Source organism: Streptomyces sp. a15, assembly GCF_059026085.1.
In genome coordinates this window covers 21545-41604 of sequence record NZ_JBWLKM010000032.1, presented here as the reverse complement: position 1 = coordinate 41604, position 20060 = coordinate 21545, and the positions used below count along the sequence as shown (strand labels likewise).

The 20060-nt window shown below is 71.5% G+C and carries 20 protein-coding genes; 9 read left to right on the top strand and 11 right to left on the bottom strand.

Going from position 1 to position 20060, the window contains the following annotated elements; translation table 11 throughout:
- Nucleotides 1–25: 25 nt before the first annotated feature.
- Together AC5P09_RS28310 and AC5P09_RS28305 are read right to left on the bottom strand one after the other, a co-directional pair.
- Nucleotides 26–1261 (bottom strand): glycosyltransferase, encoded by a 1236-nt coding sequence (locus AC5P09_RS28310; protein WP_493876587.1) that lies wholly within the window; start codon nt 1259–1261, stop codon nt 26–28.
- A gap of 173 nt (nt 1262–1434) precedes the next feature.
- Nucleotides 1435–2643 (bottom strand): pyridoxal phosphate-dependent aminotransferase, encoded by a 1209-nt coding sequence (locus AC5P09_RS28305; RefSeq protein WP_493876586.1) that lies wholly within the window; start codon nt 2641–2643, stop codon nt 1435–1437.
- Nucleotides 2644–2729: 86 nt separating this feature from the next.
- Between AC5P09_RS28305 and AC5P09_RS28300 the strand changes: the two genes are divergently transcribed.
- On the top strand, nt 2730–3368 hold the full coding sequence (locus AC5P09_RS28300; RefSeq protein WP_493876585.1) for a winged helix-turn-helix transcriptional regulator: 639 nt from the start codon (nt 2730–2732) through the stop codon (nt 3366–3368).
- Nucleotides 3369–3461: 93 nt separating this feature from the next.
- On the opposite strand, the gene AC5P09_RS28295 is transcribed toward AC5P09_RS28300, so the two are convergent.
- The 3 genes from AC5P09_RS28295 to AC5P09_RS28285 are packed head-to-tail and all read right to left on the bottom strand — an operon-like array spanning nt 3462 to nt 7090.
- Nucleotides 3462–4271, bottom strand: a complete 810-nt coding sequence (locus AC5P09_RS28295; protein ID WP_493876584.1) for a hypothetical protein — start codon at nt 4269–4271, stop codon at nt 3462–3464.
- The gene (locus AC5P09_RS28290; RefSeq protein WP_493876583.1) at nt 4271–5539 is read right to left on the bottom strand and encodes a VWA domain-containing protein; all 1269 of its coding nucleotides are present in this window, start codon (nt 5537–5539) and stop codon (nt 4271–4273) included. Before AC5P09_RS28290 ends, AC5P09_RS28295 begins: the two co-directional genes overlap by 1 nt.
- A gap of 45 nt (nt 5540–5584) precedes the next feature.
- The gene (locus AC5P09_RS28285) at nt 5585–7090 is read right to left on the bottom strand and encodes an IucA/IucC family protein (protein ID WP_493876582.1); all 1506 of its coding nucleotides are present in this window, start codon (nt 7088–7090) and stop codon (nt 5585–5587) included.
- A 114-nt stretch (nt 7091–7204) separates the two neighbouring features.
- Here AC5P09_RS28285 and AC5P09_RS28280 point away from each other — a divergent pair, with 114 nt between their 5' ends.
- From AC5P09_RS28280 to AC5P09_RS28270, 3 genes are read left to right on the top strand one after another with little or no spacing between them, the layout of a single operon-like run.
- Nucleotides 7205–8743 (top strand): IucA/IucC family protein, encoded by a 1539-nt coding sequence (locus AC5P09_RS28280; protein ID WP_493876581.1) that lies wholly within the window; start codon nt 7205–7207, stop codon nt 8741–8743.
- Nucleotides 8744–8765: 22 nt separating this feature from the next.
- On the top strand, nt 8766–9680 hold the full coding sequence (locus AC5P09_RS28275) for a HipA family kinase (protein ID WP_493876580.1): 915 nt from the start codon (nt 8766–8768) through the stop codon (nt 9678–9680).
- Complete coding sequence (locus AC5P09_RS28270) at nt 9677–9946, top strand: Rdx family protein (RefSeq protein WP_266449870.1); 270 nt, start codon at nt 9677–9679, stop codon at nt 9944–9946. Before AC5P09_RS28275 ends, AC5P09_RS28270 begins: the two co-directional genes overlap by 4 nt.
- 4 nt (nt 9947–9950) lie before the next feature.
- Here the strand turns inward: AC5P09_RS28270 and aceB are convergent, their stop codons facing one another.
- A complete protein-coding gene (gene aceB, locus AC5P09_RS28265) occupies nt 9951–11582 on the bottom strand; it encodes a malate synthase A (RefSeq protein ID WP_493876579.1) in 1632 nt (543 codons plus the stop codon).
- Nucleotides 11583–11771: 189 nt separating this feature from the next.
- Nucleotides 11772–12371: a nucleotidyltransferase family protein gene (locus tag AC5P09_RS28260; RefSeq protein WP_493876578.1), complete on the bottom strand. Its 600-nt coding sequence runs from the start codon at nt 12369–12371 to the stop codon at nt 11772–11774.
- A gap of 216 nt (nt 12372–12587) precedes the next feature.
- Between AC5P09_RS28260 and AC5P09_RS28255 the strand changes: the two genes are divergently transcribed.
- Nucleotides 12588–12890, top strand: coding sequence for a DUF5955 family protein (locus AC5P09_RS28255; RefSeq protein WP_493876577.1), 303 nt, complete (start codon nt 12588–12590; stop codon nt 12888–12890).
- Here the strand turns inward: AC5P09_RS28255 and AC5P09_RS28250 are convergent.
- The gene (locus AC5P09_RS28250) at nt 12887–13597 is read right to left on the bottom strand and encodes a DUF6304 family protein (RefSeq protein WP_493876576.1); all 711 of its coding nucleotides are present in this window, start codon (nt 13595–13597) and stop codon (nt 12887–12889) included. The two genes, AC5P09_RS28255 and AC5P09_RS28250, sit on opposite strands and share 4 nt — an antisense overlap.
- Nucleotides 13594–14388, bottom strand: a complete 795-nt coding sequence (locus AC5P09_RS28245) for an IclR family transcriptional regulator (RefSeq protein WP_266449875.1) — start codon at nt 14386–14388, stop codon at nt 13594–13596. The genes AC5P09_RS28250 and AC5P09_RS28245 overlap by 4 nt, the downstream gene beginning before the upstream one ends.
- 281 nt (nt 14389–14669) lie before the next feature.
- On the opposite strand from AC5P09_RS28245, the gene allB reads away from it, so the two are divergent.
- Together allB and alc are read left to right on the top strand one after the other, a co-directional pair.
- Nucleotides 14670–16007 (top strand): allantoinase AllB, encoded by a 1338-nt coding sequence (gene allB, locus AC5P09_RS28240; RefSeq protein ID WP_493876575.1) that lies wholly within the window; start codon nt 14670–14672, stop codon nt 16005–16007.
- Nucleotides 16008–16088: 81 nt separating this feature from the next.
- A complete protein-coding gene (gene alc / locus AC5P09_RS28235) occupies nt 16089–17219 on the top strand; it encodes an allantoicase (protein WP_493876574.1) in 1131 nt (376 codons plus the stop codon).
- Nucleotides 17220–17629: 410 nt separating this feature from the next.
- Here the strand turns inward: alc and AC5P09_RS28230 are convergent, their stop codons facing one another.
- The gene (locus tag AC5P09_RS28230; RefSeq protein ID WP_493876573.1) at nt 17630–18379 is read right to left on the bottom strand and encodes an SDR family oxidoreductase; all 750 of its coding nucleotides are present in this window, start codon (nt 18377–18379) and stop codon (nt 17630–17632) included.
- A gap of 255 nt (nt 18380–18634) precedes the next feature.
- On the opposite strand from AC5P09_RS28230, the gene AC5P09_RS28225 reads away from it, so the two are divergent.
- Nucleotides 18635–19258, top strand: coding sequence for a dihydrofolate reductase family protein (locus AC5P09_RS28225; protein WP_493876572.1), 624 nt, complete (start codon nt 18635–18637; stop codon nt 19256–19258).
- 85 nt (nt 19259–19343) lie between these two features.
- Nucleotides 19344–19739 carry a guanyl-specific ribonuclease gene (locus tag AC5P09_RS28220; protein ID WP_493876571.1) on the top strand — a complete coding sequence of 132 codons (396 nt, stop codon included), beginning with the start codon at nt 19344–19346 and terminating at the stop codon, nt 19737–19739.
- A gap of 7 nt (nt 19740–19746) precedes the next feature.
- On the opposite strand, the gene AC5P09_RS28215 is transcribed toward AC5P09_RS28220, so the two are convergent.
- A complete protein-coding gene (locus AC5P09_RS28215) occupies nt 19747–19941 on the bottom strand; it encodes a hypothetical protein (protein ID WP_493876570.1) in 195 nt (64 codons plus the stop codon).
- Between the last annotated feature and the right edge of the window lie 119 nt (nt 19942–20060).

Genomic DNA, 20060 nt, shown 5'->3' with positions numbered 1-20060 from the left:
GGCAGGGCGTCCGGACTGGCGTGCTTCACGCGGACACGGGTGGCTTCTCCCGGCTGACGGCGTCGAGCAGCAGCTTCGCGGCCACCGTCGCCCCGTCGGCGCGGACGGTGCCGGCCACGGCCTTCGCCCGGGCGGCGGTTTCGGGGGCCAGGGCCGTTTCGAGCGCGGCGGACAGGGACTCGAAGGTCGGAACCGGACCCTGGTGTGCCGCGCCGATGCCCAGGTCGGCCACCCGGCCGGCCCAGTACGGCTGGTCCGCGATCTGGGGCACCACCACCTGGGGCGCGCCGGCCCGGGCGGCCGTCGTCGTCGTACCCGCGCCGCCGTGGTGCACGACGGCGGCCACCCGGCCGAACAGTGCCTGATGGTTGACCTCGCCGACGGCGAAGCAGTCGGCGAGGTGGTCGATCAGGCCGAGGTCGGCCCAGCCCTGGGAGACGAGTGCGCGGCGGCCCTGCGCACGGACCGCCTCGATGGCCGTCCGGGCGGCATCCGTCGATGCGTGCATCGGCATGCTGCCGAAGCCCACGTACACCGGTGGTGCACCGGCGTCCAGGAACGCCAACAGCTCGGCCGGGAGCGGGCGTTCGTCCGGCAGGACCCACGCGCCGGTCTGCACGACGTCGAGGTCCGGCGTCTCCTGCCACGGGTCCAGGGTCGGGTCCGTCGCCAGCCACGGCCGGTCGCCGATGACGTAGTCACGGACGTTGTCCACCGGGGGCAGGCCGATCGACGCCCGGTTGGTGTTGAGCGCCTCACCGAACAGGGCGTTGATGCTCTGGGCGTCCAGGTCCCACAGCACCCTGTTGTCGGTCACCTCCGGCGGCAACGGCCGGCCCGGATACGCCAGCGGTCGGCGCCGCGGCGACGGCAGGGTGAGCTGCTGGAAGGTCACGGACACGGAGGGGATGCCCAGTTTCTCGGCCACCGACCGCGCGCCGGCCGCGGCCGAGATCATGCCGGTCGCCACCACGACGTCACATCCCTCGGCTGCCGCGGTGACCACGTCCAACTGGCTGGCGATCACCTCGGCCGCGCGCTGGGGCAGCGATGACGGCGGCGGCGCCGCCTTCGTCAGCGCGCGCGCCGACGGGCCGAAGGGCAGCAGCGGTACGCCGACACCGGCCAGCAGCTCCGCGAACTCCTCGTCCGCCGGTCCGCACACCCGCACCTCAGCGCCGAGTTCCCGCAACCGCACGGCGAGTCCCGCCATCGGCTGGACGTCCCCGCGCGACCCATAGGTCGACAACACCACACGCATACGCGACTCTCATTTCCGCAGATCCGGGCTTCGGCCGGACGATTCTGCGGCACGACCGGGGCCTTGCGGCAAGCCCCCCGGTGCGCTATAAGTTGAGAGTGGCAAGGAGTGGGAAACCTCCTTGCCTTTGTTTTTTGCCCCCCGGAGAACCGCTGGGAACCGCTGGGGAACCGCTACTGCCGGTACCCGCTCAGGAACCGCCCGATCCGCCCGATCGCCGCCTCCAGGTCGTCCGCGTGCGGCAGGGTCAGGATGCGGAAGTGGTCGGGGCTCGGCCAGTTGAAGCCGGTTCCCTGCACCACCTGGATCTTCTCCCGCAGCAGCAGGTCCAGGACGAACTTCTCGTCGTCGTGGATCTTGTGCACCTTGGGATCGAGACGCGGGAACGCGTACAGCGCGCCCTTCGGCTTCACACACGAGACACCGGGGATCTCGTTGAGCTTCTCCCAGGCCACGTTCCGCTGTTCGTGCAGGCGTCCGCCCGGCGTGGTCAGCTCGCGGATGGACTGCCGGCCGCCGAGCGCGGCCTGGATGGCGTACTGCGCGGGCGCGTTGGCGCACAGCCGCATGGAGGCCAGCATCGTCAGGCCCTCCAGGTAGTTGCGGGCGTGCTGCCGGGGACCGGTGACGACCATCCAGCCCGAGCGGAAGCCGGCCACCCGGTACGTCTTCGACAGGCCGCAGAAGGTCAGGACGACCAGATCGGGGGCGAGGGCCGCGGTTGAGTGGTGCACGGCGTCGTCGTACAGGATCTGGTCGTAGATCTCGTCCGCGAACACCATCAGGCCGTGCCGGCGGGCGAGATCGAGGATGCCCTCGATGATCTCCTTCGGGTAGACGGCGCCGGTGGGGTTGTTGGGGTTGATGATGACCACGGCCCTGGTGCGGTCCGTGATCTTCGCCGCCATGTCGTCCAAGTCGGGGTACCAGTCGGCCTGTTCGTCGCAGAGGTAGTGCACCGCCTTGCCGCCGGCGAGGGTCGTCACCGCCGTCCAGAGGGGGAAGTCCGGGGCCGGGATGAGGATTTCGTCGCCGTCCTCGAGCAGTGCCTGTACGGCCATCGAGACCAGCTCGGAGACTCCGTTGCCGAGGAAGACGTCGTCGACGCCGACCTCCAGGCCCAGTGTCTGGTAGCGCTGGGCGACCGCGCGGCGGGCGGAGAGGATGCCGCGGGAGTCGGTGTAGCCGTGCGCCTGCGGCAGCATCCGGATCATGTCCTGGAGGATCTCCTCCGGCGCCTCGAAGCCGAACAGCGCGGGGTTGCCGGTGTTCAGCCGCAGCACGCTGTGGCCCGCCTCCTCCAGCGCGTCGGCGTGCTCGATCACCGGGCCGCGGATCTCGTAACAGACCTCGCTCAGCTTGCTCGACTGCCGGAACTCCATGCGCTTACGCCCCTCCGGTTGTGGTGTTGCTTGGTTTTACCAAGTTCGAGCTTGGAAAGTCCAACGACATGTCTAGACTGCGTCGCATGTCACCACGCCGAAGCTACGACCAGTACTGTTCCGCCGCCCGGGCGCTCGACGTCGTCGGGGACCGCTGGACGCTTCTGATCGTCCGGGAGCTGCTCGCCGGTCCGCGCCGCTACACCGACCTGCACGCCGACCTGCCGGGTGTCAGCACGGACGTACTCGCCTCGCGGCTGAAGGACATGGAACGGGACGGCCTCGCGACCCGGCGTCGGCTGCCGCCGCCCGGTGCGGTGTACGTGTACGAACTGACCGGACGGGGACGGGAGTTGCTGCCGGTGCTCCAGGCCCTGGGCCGGTGGGGGCAGGCCGAGCTGGGCGAGCGGCGGCCCACGGACGCCGTACGCGCGCACTGGTTCGCGCTGCCGCTGCTGCGATGCCTGCGGCAAGGAGGGGCAGGCGAGGGGCTCGTCGAAGTGCGGCTGGAGGAGGGCGACTTCCATCTGTACGTCGGTGCCGAGGAGGGTCCCGTGTACGGCGACGGGCCCGCTCCCGCCGAGCCCGACGCCCGGCTGGTCCTGGACACCGGGACGTGCCTGGCGCTCGGCCGGGGGGAGTTGAGCGTGCCGGACGCGGTGCGGGCGGGGCGTATCGAGGTGACGGGTGAGGGCACGCTCGCGAAGGCACTGCGCGAGGCCTGACAGCGACAAGGCCCGCCGTGCCGAAGCACAGCGGGCCTCGCGCGACCCGTCCAGGCAGCCTGGCGGCTGGCTCGACGGTCTCTTGACGACCCGTCAGGCGCCCGGAGGCACCCGTGTCGGCCGTCCCGCCCCGCGCGTCAGCGAGTACCCGCCGACCCCCGCGAGCGCGGCCAGTACGCCGCCGAGCCCGGTCCACACCCACCGGTCGGACCACCAGCCGGAGGACCAGCCGTCGTCCGGCTCGATGCTGGACAGCACGGCGGAGGCGGACGAACCGTCCTCCTCCGCGGCGGACTTGACCGCGATACCCGGCACCAGCGGCTCGGCCAGCGAGCCGTCCACCGCGGCCGAACCGCCGATGTCCTTGGAGTCGATCCGGAGCTCCGTCTCGACGGGCAGGCCCAGGTCGGCCGTCGTCAGGTCGACGACGGTGAGCCGGACGTAGTACGTCCCGGGCAGCGGGTCGTTCGCCCACGGCTCCGACCAGGCGCGGACCGTGCGCAGGACGCAGGCCAGCTCCACGGAGGCGGTGTCCGCCGCCGCGGTGCGCGTCTGGGTCCCGTACTGGCAGGCCTGGCGGCGCCGCAGACCGTCGTACACGTCGATCTGCCAGGTCTCGGCGGCGTGCGCCTCAGGCAGCTTCACCGTCGCCTGCACGGTGGGCCGCCGGCCGGCGTCCGCGGGGAACGACCAGTACAGGTAGTCGCCCGCGGAGCCGTTCGCGGTGGCCGTCTGCCCCTGCTCGACCTCGGTCGCCGTACGGAAGGAAGTGCCCGCCTGGGTGGGCGCCCCGCTGTCCGCCGAGGCCGAAGCCGAAGGAGACGGCGTGGAGTCGGCCACGGCCGGGGAGGCCGCCAGGCCGAGCATCAGCAGGGAAGCGCTCAACGCACGTGTGATCCGCATCAGTTGGTCCTCCAGACCGCGACCCGCCAGCGTGACACCCAGCCCCAGACCAGACCGGCGAGGAAGCCGGTCAGGACCAGCGCGCCGAGCAGCCACCAGCCGCGCCCGAGGCCGAAGGAGGCCACGTCGCTGGCCGGCGCGGGACTGTCCACCACGTCGACGGTCAGCTCCAGCGGCAGGCCCGGCGTGGTCTTCACACCGGAGGCCACCGAGAAGGAGTTGGTGACCTGGAGACACACTGTCTCCGAGGCCGCGGCCGCGTTGTCGTCGTCGCTCTCCGCCTTGGGGTACCGCAGCCCCGTCGAGACGACGTCGGTACGGCCGTCGCCCGCCGCCTCGCCGCGCACGATCTCCCGGCCGTGCACCGTGACCGCCCGCACCAGCACCCCGTAGGAGGGGTTCACGGCCCGGTCGGCCCCCACGCTCACCGAGGCGCGCAGCTCCTGGCCGGGCTCGACGTCCACCCGGTACCAGCGCTGCTGCCCGAACTCCTCGCGGTCGGTGTACAGACCGGACTTCACGGTCGGCGCCTGGGCACACGCGGCGGCACCCGACACGGCCACCGGCGTCACCACCGGATCGGCCGCCCGGTCCACCAACTGGTTGACCCGGTCGGTGAGTTCGTCGGTGTGCTCCACTGAGGTGTACGTCCCGCCGGTCGCCTCCGCGATACAGCTGAGCTGCTGCCGCATCTTGGCGTTCGGGACCAGGCCGAGGGTGTCGATGGTCAGCCCGATGCCCTTGGCGGCGATCTCGCGGGCCACCTCGCACGGGTCGAGCGGGGCGCAGGTGTCCTCGCCGTCGCTGATCAGCACGATCCGCTTGGAACCGTCGCCGTCGAAGTCGCCGGCCGCCTTGAGGAGGGCGGGGCCGATCGGCGTCCAGCCGGTGGGGGCGAGGGTCGCCACCGCCGTCTTGGCCTCGGTACGGTCCAGCGGGCCGACCGGGTAGAGCTGCGCGGTGTCCTTGCAGCCCGTCTTCTGGTCGTCGCCGGGGTAGTTGGCACCGAGGGTCCGGATGCCGAGGTCGACGTCCTCGGGCGTGGCGTCCAGCACCTCGTTGAACGCCTGCTTCGCGGCCGCCATCCGCGTCCCGCCGTCGATGTCCCGGGTCCGCATGGAACCGCTGACGTCGAGGACGAGGTCGACCTGGGGCGTGGCCCCGCCGGTTGGTTCGCCGGCGAAGGCCGCGACCGGGAACGCGATCCCGGCCGTCAGGGCGGCGAGCAGGGCGCACACTCCTGCTGCCAGCCGTTTACTTGTGATCATCGGCGGATCTTATTGATCAGGGGTGCCGGGCTCCAAAACGGCCGTTCAGAGCAGCGGACTCGGCAGGTGCGTCCACTGGTCGCCGGGCGTCCCCGGCGACAGCCGCATCAGCGTCAACGCCTTGGCGGGCAGCGGCTCTTCGAGCAGTGCGGCGAGATCGGGCGTGCGCGGCAGATCCCGTACGGCCGTCCCCAGCGCCCCCCGCAACGCCGCCCCCGAGCCCGCCGTACCGGCCAGCGCTCCGGCCACCAGCGAGCCGAACAGCTTGCGGCGCAGGGTGGTCTCGTCGTCCGTGACGATCCGCCCGGTCAGTTCCGGGACCGGGATTCCGTGCCGGGTCAGCCGGGCCGGGCTGACGCGGATGTCGGCGAGGTCGCGGTAGACCAGGCGCAGCGGGGCGCCGGTCGCGGACAGGACGACGAGGAGATTCTGGCCGTGCGCCTCCAGGGCCACGCCCAACTCCAGGAGCCGCAAGCCGACCGTGAGGGCGAGGCGGGTGAAGTCGGCGAGCCAGGCGGGGGAGTCGGGCAGGCCGGTGGTGGCGAGAGCGGCCACCGGCAGCACCCGTTCGCCGTGCTCCGGCACCGCGAAGTCCTGCGGAGACTCGCGCAACACCGCCGCCAGGTCGGGGGAGTTGGCCGTGACCGCGCCCAGCGTGCGGGTGACGTGCAGCAGGCCGTCCATGCGGGCCGCCAGCGACTCCGCGAACGCCGAGAGGGTCGCGGACAGGGTGATCGAGTAGACGGAGATGTCCCGCACCGAGGAGGTCAGCCGGGCGCTCAGCGCGGTCTTGACGTGGGGCCCGTCCGGCAGCGCGAGGGTCCGCAGGGACATCAACGGGTGCGCCGGGAGCCCTTCCTCGCACCGGCGCTTGAGCACATGCTCGGCCTGCCACGGATGCACTGGCACCAACAACCGCGCCCCGTCCCGCATCCCGCCCGGCCACTCACCCGTCACCAGGCACTCGCCCGCCGGAACCGGCAGCAGCCCGAGCCGCACGACCGGCCGGTGCTCGGGCCCGTAGGCGAGCTGCTCGGCCACCGAGAAGCCGGGCCGGGAACGGCAGCCCGGGTGGAACGGATGCCCGTCGACCACCCGCTGCTCCCACTCCCAGTCGACCAGCGGCCACTGCGACGCGTGGGCCGGCGCCCCGGCCCGCGACAGCGCCAACGACGCGACACTGTGCCCGAGTTCGGCGGCGAAACCCGAACCGTGCGGCACGGCGAGATCGGTCATCAGCCGCGCCGGATCGTCGTACGCCAGACGGTCGAGCCGCACCTCGGTGACGTACCCGGAGGTGGCGTACGGGTCGGGGTGCGGGCCGTGCAGTCGGCGGTCGTCCGAAAGACGCAGGGTGAGCCCGTCCCGGTCGGCCGTGCGCCCCGCGAGCCACGGCAGCGGTTCATGGGTGAGCGCACGCCACAGCCGGGTCAGCACGGCCGCACGGGCACCGGGCAGCTCGGCCGTGTACCGCGGCACGAGGTCGGGGCGTACGGCGGCCAGCTCGCCGGCGACCTCGGCCTCGGCCTCGGCGGTGAAGGGACGGTGCACGGGCGGGCTCCTCGGGTACGAATCGGGTACGAATCGGGTACGACGGGGATGTCACGACAGGCGGTGACGACAGACATACTGATCGTCTCCGCCCGAACGGACCGTAGAGAACGAGTGGAACGCGTGGATCTCATCCCCCCGCCCGCCGCCGACGACGCCGCACCGCGCGACGACGTGGCGGACCGCGCCGACGCGTATGCGGCGGCGCCCCTCCTGAACTGCCTGGTGCGGGAGGTGGCCGAGCCGCTCCCGCGAACCGGCGAACCCGGTGAAGCCGACGACCATCGGGTGTACCGGCTGCCGGGGGGCAGACTGCTGCGCGTGCGCGGAGAACGGCGGCCCGCCGGACCCGAGGTGTACACGGCGGCCGGCTGGCAGCCCGTCTCCCATCCTGAACTCGTCAAACTCGTCGCCGAGGAACTGGTCCGCCACACCGGCCTGTCCAACCACGAGCTGCCCGCCGAGATGATCGACAGCCGGGACGCGGTGGCCGCGCTGCTCACCGCCCGCGCCCGGGCGACGCCGCCCGAGGACCCGTACCTGCTCTCCGAGCAGTCCCTCATCACCGGCCACCCCCACCACCCCGCCCCCAAGGCCCGCGGCGGCGGCCCCGTCGCCGGGTGGCTGCCCTACGCCCCCGAGGCGCACGCCCGCTTCCCGCTCACGCTGCTCGGGCTGCGCGCGGACACGGTCGTCGAGGAGGGCGACACCTCGGCGCTCGACACGCTCGGCGAGGCCCCGGCCGGCTACCGGCTGCTGCCCGCCCACCCCTGGCAGCTCGACCTCGTCGCCCGCGACCTCGCCCCGGCCTTCGCCGACGGGCGGCTGATCCACCTGGGCACGACCGCCTTCGACGCCTGGCCGACGGCCGCGATCCGCACGCTGTACGCGCCCGAACGCGACCTCTGCCTGAAGTTCAGCCTCGACGTCCGCATCACGAACGACATCCGCCGGCTCTGGCGCCACGACCTGCTGAGACTGCGCCGGACCGACACGGCCGCGGTTCGTGCCTTCACGGCGATCGACGGGCCGGCGGCCTGGCTCGGCGACCACGGCTACCGCACCGCGGACTTCGCCTTCGAGGAACTCGCCGTCCTGGTCCGCGACGGACTGCGCGACCGGGTGGTGCCCGGTGCGACCCCGCTGCTGGCCGCCGCACTCGTGGAGGGCTTCGACGGCAGCCCGCTCGACGCTGCGAAGGACCCGGCGGCATGGTGGGAGGCCTACCTGGCCCAGGTCGTGCCGCCGGCCCTGGCGGCCTTCGCCGACCACGGCGTCGTACTCGAAGCACACCTGCAGAACACGCTGATCGCCGTCGATACCGACGGAACACCCGTGCAGGCGCTGTTCCGGGACTCCGAGGGCGTGAAACTGCTGCCGGACGTGTCCCGGGCCGCGGGCTGGGAACGGCTGGTGTACTGCCTGGTCGTCAACCACCTCTGCGAGGTCGCAGCGGCCCTCGCCGAACGCCACCCCGGCCTCGACCCCTGGCCCGCCGTCCGCCGCGAACTGTCCCGGCACGACCTCCCCGAGACCGCCGCCCTGCTCGCCTCGCCCACCCTGCCCGGCAAGACCAACCTCCTGCTGCGCTGGACCGGCGCGGACGGCGCCGACGCCCGCTACCTGCCACTGCCCAACCCCCTCGCGGGATGAGCGCTGACATACCCTGGCCGGTGTGCTGCGCGATGTGACTGCTGTTCGATACGTGAACCCGTTGCGGTCCGGCGGCTCCGTGCCCGGAGTCGTCGAGGCCGACGACCTCGGGACGTACGTCGTCAAGTTCACCGGCTCCGCACAGGGCCGCAAGGCGCTGGTCGCCGAGGTGATCGTGGGCGAACTGGCCCGCGCCCTCGGCCTGCGCTTCCCCGAGCTGGTCCTCGTCCACTTCGACCCGGCGATCGCCGACCACGAACCGCACCAGGAAGTGCGCGAACTCCACGGCGCGAGCTCGGGACTCAACCTCGGCATGGACTACCTGCCGAACGCCAAGGACTTCACGCCGGAGGTCGCCAAGACCTTCCCCGTCGACCCGCTGGAGGCCGGCGAGGTCGTCTGGCTGGACGCCCTGACGGTCAACGTGGACCGTACGGTCCACAGCTCCAACCTCATGATCTGGCCCACCTTCGGGACCGTACCGCCGCGCCTGTGGCTGATCGACCACGGGGCCGCACTCGTCTTCCACCACCGCTGGGACGGCTCGGACCCCGCGAAGGCGTACGACTTCCGGCACCACGCCCTTGGCCACTACGCGCCGGACGTGCGGGCGGCCGACGCGGAGCTGGCGCCCCGGGTGACGCTCGATCTGCTGCGCGAGGTCACGGCGGCCGTCCCGGACTCGTGGCTGGCCGCCGAGGAGGGCTTCGCGACCCCGGACGACGTCCGCGGGGCGTACGTCGACTACCTCCACGCGCGCGTGCGGGCGTCCGCGGCCTGGCTCCCCACCGACTTTCCCACCCGGGAGGAACTCGCCGCCGAGGAGGCCCTCCGGGCGGCGAGGAACCAGCAAGGACGCCCCGCGTGGCTCAAGCAGGTCCCCGACCTGCACGGCAAGCCCGCGGCCCAACAGGATTGGTCGGTGCACCTCGGATGAGTGGTCGTGTCGAGATCGAGTACTGCACCCAGTGCCGGTGGCTGCCGCGTGCGGCATGGCTGGCTCAGGAGTTGCTCACGACGTTCGAGGCCGAACTGACGGAACTGGCGCTGAAGCCCGGCAAGGGCGGCGTCTTCGTCGTCCGCGTGAACGACGAGGTCGTCTGGGACCGCCGGGACCAGGGCTTCCCCGAGCCCACGGCGGTCAAGCAGGCCGTACGCGACCGAGTGGCCCCGGAAAAGTCCCTGGGCCACTCGGACAAGTGAGGATCTAGCCTCGCAGCTGCTCGTACGCCGGCAGCGTCAGGAAGTCCGCGTAGTTCTCGTCGAGCGCGACCTCCAGGAGCAGGTCGTGGGCCTGCTGCCAGTGACCGGCGGCGAAGGCCTCCTCGCCGAGTTCGCTCTTGATGTTCCGCAGTTCCTCGGCGGCGACCTTGCGGGCCAGCTCGGGCGTGGCCTTCACCGTTTCTCCGGCGTGCTCGAACTCGACGCCCGCGTTGATCCACTGCCAGATCTGCGAGCGGGAGATCTCGGCGGTCGCCGCGTCCTCCATCAGGTTGAAGATGGCGACCGCTCCGAGGCCGCGCAGCCAGGCCTCGATGTAACGGATGCCCACCTGGACGGCGTTGACGAGACCGTCGTACGTCGGCCTGGCGTCCAGGGAGTCGACGGCGATCAGGTCGGCAGCCTTGACGTCCACGTCCTCGCGCAGGCGGTCCTTCTGGTTCGGCTTGTCGCCGAGGACCCGGTCGAAGGACTCCATGGCGATCGGGACCAGGTCCGGGTGGGCCACCCACGACCCGTCGAAGCCGTCGTTCGCCTCGCGGTCCTTGTCGGCCTTGACCTTCTCGAACGCGACCTTGTTGACCTCTTCGTCGCGCCGGGAGGGGATGAACGCCGCCATGCCGCCGATCGCGTGCGCGCCGCGCTTGTGACAGGTGCGGACGAGGAGTTCGGTGTACGCGCGCATGAACGGGGCCGTCATCGTCACGGCGTTGCGGTCCGGGAGGACGAACTTGGCGCCGCCGTCACGGAAGTTCTTGACGATGGAGAACAGGTAGTCCCAACGCCCGGCGTTCAACCCGGAGGCGTGGTCGCGCAGTTCGTAGAGGATCTCCTCCATCTCGTACGCGGCCGTGATCGTCTCGATCAGTACGGTGGCGCGGACGGTGCCCTGCGGGATGCCGAGGTAGTCCTGCGCGAAGACGAACACGTCGTTCCACAGGCGGGCTTCGAGGTGCGACTCGGTCTTCGGGAGGTAGAAGTACGGGCCCTTGCCGAGGTCGAGCAGCCGCTGGGCGTTGTGGAAGAAGTAGAGGCCGAAGTCGACGAGCGCGCCCGGGACCTGCTGCCCGTCCAGCTGAAGATGCCGTTCGGTCAGGTGCCAGCCACGCGGGCGCATGACGACGGTGGCGAGCTCGCTGTCGTCCTTGAGGGCGTACGTCTTCCCGGACCCGGGATCCGTGAAGTCGATGTTCCGGGTGAAGGCGTCGGCCAGGTTGATCTGACCGAGGACGACGTTCTCCCAGGTCGGCGCAGAGGCGTCCTCGAAGTCCGCGAGCCAGACCTTGGCGCCCGAGTTCAGGGCGTTGATGGTCATCTTGCGGTCGGTGGGGCCGGTGATCTCGACCCGGCGGTCGTCCAGGGCCGCCGGGGAGGGGGCCACCTTCCAGGAGTCGTCGGCGCGGATGGCGGCGGTCTCCGGGAGGAAGTCGAGCGTGGAAGTGCGGGCGATCTCGGCGCGGCGCTCCGCGCGGCGGGCGAGGAGTTCGTCACGCCGGGGCGTGAACCGGCGGTGCAGCTCGGCCACGAAGGCGAGGGCCGCGTCGGTGAGGACCTCCTCCTGCCGGGGCAGGGGCTCGGCGTCGACGATGGCCAGCGGGGACGGCGCTGGTGCGGACATAAGAGCTGTCACTTCCTTCAGCGAGCGTGGCACCGGGTGCCAGTCGACCACGGTACGGCGGTGGACGCCCAGGGAGCAGGCGGGCGCTTCTGAACAGTGGATACTAGTTTCCTCATTGTGGAACTTCAATGGTTTGTTGATGTCGAGATTCTCCGAGTCGAGGGAAGGTGGCGCTCAGTGCCACCCCAATCACTCAAGGTGCTTCAGGTCCGCGGCCGTGTCGATGTCGTACGGCTCGGCCACGTCCCCGCACTCGACGAGCGTGATCGCCTCCTCGTGCGCCTTCAGATAGGCGCGTGCCCCTCGGTCGCCGGTCGCAGCCGCGGCGATCCCCGCCCAGTGGGCGGCGCCGAAGAGGACCGGGTGGCCGCGTACGCCGTCGTAGGCGGCCGAGACCAGCGACTCCCGTGACGTGCAGGCCGTGAGTACACGGCCGACCGCCTCCGCCCCGATGCCGGGCTGGTCGACGAGCGACACGAGCGCGGCCCCTGCGCCGGTGCCGGTGAGCGAGTCGAGCCCGGCCCGCAGGGACGAGCCCATGCCGTCGGCCCAGCCGGGGTTCTCCACGAGCACGCAGTCACCGAGCTCCGCCCGCTCCCGTACCGCGGCGGCCTCGGCCCCCAGGACCACGTGGACACGGGCGCAGCCGGCCGCGCGCAGCACGCCGACCGCGTACTCGACCAGCGGTCGCCCCCGGTGTTCGAGCAGTGCCTTGGGGTGGCCGCCGAGCCGGCGCCCGCCTCCCGCGGCGAGGAGCAGCCCGGCCACCTGCTGTGCGTTCTGCGTCATGCGTCCTGCATACCCGACGTTCCGGGAAGCGCCCGGCTTCCATGGGCTGAATTTCGGTCAGAGGAGTGGCGCACCCGGCGTGGGGTGGCGTTTACTGACCCGCGTCTCCCGGCGCCCGACCAGCGCGCGGGACGGCGCGGAGGGTTCGAAGCGCGTGCAGGCGCACAACGGCGTGCGACGGGGAGGGCTGTGTTGCAGGGCTTGGGGCAGAGACCGGTGAGCGGCAGCGACGAGGACCTGAGAGTGGCGGAACTGCGGACCGCGGTGTCCCGGCTGCGCCGCGAACTCGCCGCGCACCGAGCCGAGTTCCGCGACCGTGGCATCGCCGAGGACGAACTCGCGGCGCTGGCCGCCATGACGATCGAGGGGGCGCCCGACGTGCCACGGCTGCGCAGGTCCCTGCTGCTGATCGCGGGCGCGATCGGCTCGGTGAGCGCGCTGTCCCGGGGGCTGGCGGACGTCAGGGCGGCCGTGGACCTGTTCGGCGAACCGCCGGGCCGGCGGGGCCAGGCCCTCTAGGAGCCGTCCGCCGCCCACCCGAGGTAAGGGAACGCGCCTCGGTAGCCCTGGTCCGAGGTCCGGTGCTCGAACTGGTCGCAGAGCCAGGTCTCCTGGACCAACTCGGTGAGCGCGCGCCAGTGCGTGAAGATGCCCCACGGTCCGTGCTTGCCGTCCACCCGCCGGTAGATGTCCTTGGCGTCCCGGAAGCAGGCCAGCCCGGCCATCAGGCTGTGGCCGACCGGGTTGTAGTCGGACCAGGCGCACGCGATGCACGCCTTGATCCGCGAGCCGTGCGGCAGTCCGCGCTGGAGGTCGTGCAGGGCGTCCTCGAAGTCGGCGTGGTCTTCGGCGGTGCGGTACTCGTGTCCGTCGAGGCGCAAGGTGACGGTCAGGGGCTCCCGGTCCAGGTCACGGCCGGGGCCCGCCGGTCCGCCCAGCCGCAGGGCGCAGTGCAGCACGCCCGTCAGCATGCCGCGCCCCTCGACCGCGACGGGCATCGGCAGTTCCCACTCCAGCAGGCAGGAGCACAGCGCCCCGTCGAAGAAGGCGAACATCGCCTCGGGCAACTCACCGCCCAGCGCGCCGAGATCGTCCATCGTGTCGCCCTCGAAGCGGACGCCCCTGATCGTGGTGCGGATCAGTTCCCGGCCGTCCGACTCGAAGACGACCTGCTCCGAGCCGTGCCGGTCGGTGTACCGGCCCGGCCAGCGCTGTAAGGCCGTCATGCCGGGTTCTGGCTCGCCAGCGCCTGGGACAGTTCCACCGCCACCTGCTGGAGCACCGGCACGATCCGCTCCGTCACCGCCTGAGTGACCCGGCCCGCCGGGCCCGAGATGGAAATGGCCGCCGAGGTGGGGGAGTTGGGCACGGACACCGCCAGGCAGCGGACGCCGATCTCCTGCTCGTTGTCGTCGACCGCGTATCCCTGACGCCGCACGTCCTCCAGCGCCGCGAGGTAGGCGTCCGGCGTGGTGATCGTCTTCTCCGTCGCGGCCGGCATGCCGGTGCGGGCCAGCAGGGCGCGCACCTCGGCGTCCGGCGTGTTGGCGAGCAGGGCCTTGCCTACGCCCGTGGAGTGCGGCAGGACGCGCCGGCCGACCTCGGTGAACATGCGCATCGAGTGCTTCGACGGCACCTGCGCCACGTAGACGATCTCGTCGCCGTCCAGCAGCGCCATGTTCGCGGTCTCGCCGGTCTCCTCGACCAGGCGGGCGAGGTAAGGGCGCGCCCAGGTGCCGAGCAGGCGGGAGGCGGACTCGCCGAGGCGGATCAGGCGCGGGCCCAGCGCGTAACGGCGGTTGGGCTGCTGGCGTACGTATCCGCAGACCACCAGCGTGCGCATCAGACGGTGGATGGTCGGCAGGGGCAGGCCGCTGCTCGCGGAGAGCTCGCTCAGACCCACCTCGCCACCCGCGTCCGCCATCCGTTCCAGCAGATCGAAGGCGCGCTCGAGGGACTGGACTCCGCCGCTGGCGGACTTCGCGGAGTCGGTGGTGCTGGCGCTGGACGTCGGCACGGCGCGTTCCTTTCGGGACAGGCGGGAAGAGCAGAAGCCTACCCGTCGGTCGGTTGACTCCCTGATGGTGCGTAGCTACGTTCTGTCCACCGGAATACTAATTCCGTCTTGTGGAAACGTCCAGAGTGTGCGCCTCTGTGGTCCCCTGGAGGGGTGTGCCCTTGACGGCGCGTGGGCTGGAGTGAAGACTCCTTCAACAGAACGTTGAATTCCGTTACGTGGAAGTAAATCCCGTTTCCCGGAAGTAAAACGTCACCACAGGCAGAGCGAGAGGGGTCCGGGTGTCCGACGTAGAACTGGTACTGCGCTCGACGCGCGTCATCACCCCGGAAGGGACCCGCGCCGCTTCGGTCGCGGTCTTTGCCGGGACGATCACGGCCGTCCTGCCGTACGACGCCGAGGTGCCGGCCGGTGCCCGCCTGGAGGACGTCGGCGACCACGTCCTGCTGCCCGGCCTGGTCGACACGCACGTGCACGTCAACGACCCCGGCCGCACCGAGTGGGAGGGCTTCTGGACCGCCACCCGCGCCGCGGCCGCCGGCGGCATCACCACCCTCGTCGACATGCCGCTCAACTCCCTCCCGCCCACCACGACGGTCGACAACCTCCGTACGAAGAAGGACGTCGCCGCCGACAAGGCCCACATCGACGTCGGCTTCTGGGGCGGCGCCCTGCCCGACAACGTCAAGGACCTGCGCCCGCTGCACGAGGCCGGCGTCTTCGGCTTCAAGGCCTTCCTGTCGCCCTCCGGCGTGGACGAGTTCCCACACCTCGGTCAGGACCAACTGGCCCAGTCCCTCGCCGAGATCGCCTCCTTCGGCGGCCTGCTGATCGTGCACGCCGAGGACCCGCACCACCTGGACGCCGCCCCGCCGCACAGCGGCCCCAAGTACGCCGACTTCCTGGCCTCCCGCCCGCGGGACGCCGAGGACACGGCGATCGCCCAGCTCATCGCCCAGGCGAAGCGCCTCGACGCGCGCGTGCACGTGCTGCACCTGTCGTCGAGCGACGCGCTGCCGCTGATCGCGGCCGCCAAGGCGGAGGGCGTCCGCGTCACGGTCGAGACCTGCCCGCACTACCTCACCCTCACCGCCGAGGAAGTCCCCGACGGCGCCAGCGAGTTCAAGTGCTGCCCGCCGATCCGCGAGTTGGCCAACCAGGACCTGCTCTGGCAGGCGCTGGCGGACGGCACGATCGACTGCGTGGTCACCGACCACTCGCCCTCGACGGCGGACCTGAAGACGGACGACTTCGCGACGGCGTGGGGCGGCATCTCCGGCCTCCAGCTGAGCCTCGCGGCGGTGTGGACGGAGGCGCGCAAGCGCGGCCACGGCCTGGAGGACGTGGTCCGCTGGATGTCCACGCGTACGGCCGACCTGGTGGGCCTGCGTCAGAAGGGCGCCATCGAGGCGGGCCGCGACGCCGACTTCGCCGTCCTCGCACCCGACGAGACGTTCACCGTGGACCCGGCGGCCCTCCAGCACCGCAACCGTGTCACGGCGTACGCGGGCAAGACCCTGTCCGGTGTCGTGAAGTCCACGTGGCTGCGCGGCGAACGCATCGTCGAGGACGGCGAGTTCACGACTCCGAAGGGCCAACTGCTCACCAGAACCCCCTGATCCACTGCATGTAAACGCACCCGCACTCGCACTCGCACCCGCACCCGCACCCGCAGCGGCCGACTCCGAAAGGCACACCTCGTGACGGCGCAGCCCGAATTTCCATCGGCTCGTTTCACCGGCGACGCGAACCCCTACGGAGGCGGTGACCCGTACGCGGACTACCGCACCGCCGACTTCCCCTTCGTCCAGTACGCCAACCTCGCCGACCGGCAGCTCGGCGCCGGAGTGATCGCCGCCAACGACGAGTTCTTCGCCCAGCGGGAGAACCTGCTGGTGCCCGGGCCCGCGGAGTTCGACCCCGAGCACTTCGGGCACAAGGGCAAGATCATGGACGGCTGGGAGACCAGGCGACGCCGCGGGGCCTCCGCCGACCATCCATGGCCGACGGCCGAGGACCACGACTGGGCGCTGGTCCGCCTCGGCGCGCCCGGCGTCGTCCGCGGCATCGTCGTCGACACGGCCCACTTCCGCGGCAACTACCCGCAGGCGGTGTCGGTCGAGGCCACGTCGGTGCCGGGCTCCCCTTCACCGGAGGAGTTGCTGTCCGGTGACGTGAAGTGGACGACGCTCGTGCCCCGCACGGCGGTGGGCGGCCACGCGGCGAACGGCTTCACGGTGTCGGTCGAACAGCGCTTCACACACCTGCGCGTCAACCAGCACCCCGACGGCGGCATCGCGCGCCTGCGGGTGTACGGCGAGGTCGTGCCGGACCCGAAGTGGCTGGAGGTCCTCGGCACCTTCGACGTGGTCGCCCTGGAGAACGGCGGCCAGGCCGAGGACGCCTCCAACCTCTTCTACTCGCCCGCCACCAACACCATCCAGCCGGGCCGCTCCCGCAAGATGGACGACGGCTGGGAGACCCGCCGCCGCCGCGACCAGGGCAACGACTGGATCCGCTACCGCCTGGCCGCGCAGTCCCAGATCCGCGCGCTGGAGATCGACACGGCGTACCTGAAGGGCAACAGCGCGGGCTGGGCGTCGGTGTCCGTACGGGACGGCGAGGACGGCGCCTGGACCGAGATCCTCCCGCGCACCCGCCTCCAGCCCGACACCAACCACCGCTTCGTCCTCCCGACACCTGCCGTCGGCACGCACGCGCGCGTGGACATCTTCCCGGACGGCGGCATCTCCCGCCTGCGGCTGTTCGGCTCGCTGACGCAGTGGGGCGCGTCGACCCTGACCGCCCGCCACCAGGAACTCGGCACCTGACGCCCTCACCAGCGGGCTCCCCCCCCTGAACCCCGACCTTTGCCCGCCCACCACCCGACTCGGTCGCTTTGAGGGGTGCGGTACCACCCTCAACCGGTCCGGCGTACACATCCACCGCCGGCCCGCGTCCTTCAGCCCGTCAGGCGTTGGAGGAGGAGGCCCTTCAGGGCGACGGGGGGCTGGGGCGAAGACCCAGAGGGGTGCGGGGGTGGAGTCCCGCGAGGTTGCAGGGGACGTAGTCCCGGCCGGGGTCGTCGGGGCGGAGCCGAGCCCCTGCGGGGGTCGGTAGGGGCAGCCTCCCCGCGAGGGGTGCAGGGGGCGCAGTCCCGGCCGGGGTCGAAGGGGCGGAGCCCCTGGGGATGGGACGGGTAGGGGCGGCGGGGGCGAGGAACTCGCCCCCGGCCCCCGCGTCACGCCGCATGCCCCCCGTCCACCGAGAACTCCGCGCCCGTGACGTAGTCCGCCCCCGCCAGATGGGTGACCGTGGACGCCACCTCCTCGGCACGGCCGAATCGCCCCAGTGCCGTCATCCCCGCCTGCCCCGCCGCAAACGGCCCGTCCGCCGGATTCATGTCCGTGTCGATCGGCCCGGGATGCACGATGTTCGCCGTGATACCACGCCCGCCCAGCTCTCGGGCGAGGGCCTTCGTCAGACCGGTCAGGGCCGACTTGCTCATCGCGTAGAGCGTGCCGCCGGGCCCCGGCACGCGCTGGGTCATGCAGGTACCGATGGTGATGATCCGGCCGCCGGGACCCATCCGTGAGGCGGCCGCCTGCGAGGTCAGGAAGACACCGCGCACGTTGACGGCCAGGACCCGGTCCACCTCCGCGAGCGAGAGGTTCTCCAGGGGCCCGAGCAGGCCCACGCCCGCATTGTTCACCAGCACGTCGAGCCGCCCCCCGAGCGCCTCCGCCGTACGCGCCGCCGCCCCCGCCGCCTCCTCCGCGTCCGCGGAGTCCGCCCGCAGGGCGACGGCCCGGCGCCCCAGCGCCTCGACGGACCGTACGACGTCCTCGGCCGCCGACTTGTCGTTCACGTACGTGAGAGCGACGTCCGCGCCCTCCCGGGCCAGCCGCAGAGCCGTCGCCGCACCGATGCCACGGCTGCCGCCGGTCACGAGGGCCACCTTGCCGTTCAGGAATCCGTTGGAAGTAGTCATGGATCCGTTGGAAGTAGTCATGGCCCCATCCCAGCCGCCGGCGCCCCCGGACGCTGGCGGCGAACGGACACCGATCTCCGCCGGCGCCGATGAGTTGCGGGTGCCGGTGGGGTCTGCCCTGATGAAACAGACCCCACCTGAAACAGGTCCACCCAGAACAGACCACCCAGAACAGACCACCCAGAACAGACCACCCAGAACAGACCACCCAGAACAGACCACCCGGAACAGCCCCCAAGAGAAGAGGCACCCGCCATGGGCAAGCTCGTCCTCACCTCCTTTGTAACCCTCGACGGCGTCCACCAGGCCCCCGGCGGCCCCAAGGAGGACACCCGCGACGGCTTCCGGCAGGGCGGCTGGACCGTCCCGTACTGGGACGACGACTTCGGCCGGTTCGTCGACGGGGTCTTCGGACGCGTCGGCGCCTTCCTCCTCGGCCGCCGCACGTACGAGATCTTCGCCGCGTACTGGCCGAAGAACACCGACCCGGCCGACCCGGTCGCCTCGAAGCTGAACGCCCTGCCGAAGTACGTCGCCTCCGCGACCCTCACCGACCCCGGCTGGGCCGGCACCACCGTGATCGGCGGCGACCTGGCCAAGGAGGTCACCGCCCTCAAGGAGCGCACCGACGGCGAGCTCCAGGTGCACGGCAGCGGCGCCCTCGCCCGGTCCCTGCTCGCCCTCGACCTCGTCGACACCGTCCACCTGCTGACCTTCCCGGTCGCGCTGGGCGCCGGCCGCCGCCTGTTCGCCGAGGGCGCCGTACCGACCGCCTTCCGGCACACCGACGGGCAGGTCACGGGGGCGGGCGTGTCCATCCAGACGTACGACGTGACGGGCCGCCCGGAGTACGGCTCCTACGAGCTCCCCGCAGGTTAACTTCCCGAAAACTCATCGGACTTGACGGGAAAATCCTCGGAGTTGTCATTGACATGCCATCGTCTACGCGCGTCATCATGGAGCCATGAGATTCCCCCCACGCGCCACCCGGATCGGCGCCGCAGCAGCTCTCATGTCCGCCCTCCTCGTGGGCGGCACCGTCACCGCCACCTCGGCGAACGCGGCCGCCACGGCGGTCGGCAGCATCTGTTACGGCGACCTGCCCTCCCAGGCCCACGACACGCTCGACCTGATCGAGCAGGGCGGTCCCTACCCGTACTCGCAGGACGGGACCGTCTTCCAGAACCGGGAAGGCATCCTGCCCGGCCAGCCGACCGGCTACTACCACGAGTACACGGTCATCACGCCTGGTTCGTCCACGCGCGGCGCTCGCCGCATCGTCACCGGCGTGGAGAACCAGGAGGACTACTACACGGCCGACCACTACGCCTCGTTCGACCTGGTCGACTACGGCTGCTGAGCCGGCGTCATTTCTGGCTCTCGGCGACGGCGAACAGCGCGAACGCCAGCACGACCAAGGTGACGCTCGCGTAGATCTCGTAGCCGTCGAGGAGACCGACTCGTTGCACGAGCCCCACGTGCCAGTCGGTGAACTCGTGCAAGAGGCCCATCACGCCCTGCACCAGGGCAACAAAACCCAGTAGCTCCAGCAGCTGCTTCATAGAAAGACCCTCGCCCCGCGGACCCCCCACCCACATCGGCCGCGGGGCGAGGCACGTCCGACGGAAGTCCCCGTCCCGCCGGGCCTGCCGCGCCGAAAGTCTCCGGTGCCGCGACTTTG